This window comes from Paenibacillus curdlanolyticus YK9 (genome assembly GCF_000179615.1).
GTDB classification, from domain to species: Bacteria; Bacillota; Bacilli; order Paenibacillales; family Paenibacillaceae; genus Paenibacillus_T; species Paenibacillus_T curdlanolyticus.
In genome coordinates, this window is record NZ_AEDD01000037.1 from 1 (window position 1) to 653 (window position 653).

Annotated in this window: 2 tRNA genes and 1 rRNA gene; all 3 read left to right on the forward strand. The window is 49.9% G+C overall.

The features are described from left to right. Positions 1 to 194: ribosomal RNA gene (locus PAECUDRAFT_RS24325) — 16S ribosomal RNA — on the forward strand; the annotation flags it as partial. A 123-nt stretch (positions 195 to 317) separates the two neighbouring features. Then, a tRNA-Ile gene (locus tag PAECUDRAFT_RS24330) sits at positions 318 to 394 on the forward strand. Positions 395 to 415: 21 nt separating this feature from the next. Next, positions 416 to 491: transfer RNA gene (locus PAECUDRAFT_RS24335), tRNA-Ala, on the forward strand. The last annotated feature ends 162 nt before the right edge of the window (positions 492 to 653 follow it).

Sequence of the window (653 nt, forward strand, 5' to 3'; positions counted from 1 at the left end):
AATCGCGGATCAGCATGCCGCGGTGAATACGTTCCCGGGTCTTGTACACACCGCCCGTCACACCACGAGAGTTTACAACACCCGAAGCCGGTGGGGTAACCGCAAGGAGCCAGCCGTCGAAGGTGGGGTAGATGATTGGGGTGAAGTCGTAACAAGGTAGCCGTATCGGAAGGTGCGGCTGGATCACCTCCTTTCTAAGGATTTATCCGATCACGTCGATGGTCGGTAACACAATTGACAGTTGTGTCTCGCTCGTTGTCAGTTTTGAAAGAGCAATCTTGTTCTTTCTAATGGAGTACCAAAGCGAATATTAACTTTGGCCTTTAGCTCAGCTGGTTAGAGCGCACCCCTGATAAGGGTGAGGTCGGTGGTTCGAGTCCACTAAGGCCAACCATTTCTTTTCAAAACTAGATATGGGGCCATAGCTCAGCTGGGAGAGCGCCTGCCTTGCAAGCAGGAGGTCAGCGGTTCGATCCCGCTTGGCTCCACCAAGAATGTACTTGCACCTTGAAAACTGGATAGCGAATAATGAAATATCCTTAAAGCTTTAGTTTTTAAACACGAAGCGAAGGTTGATCGGATGATTACGCAAGTAACCATTCATCAATCGAGCAACTGGTTAAGCTACTAAGAGCGCACGGAGGATGCCTAGG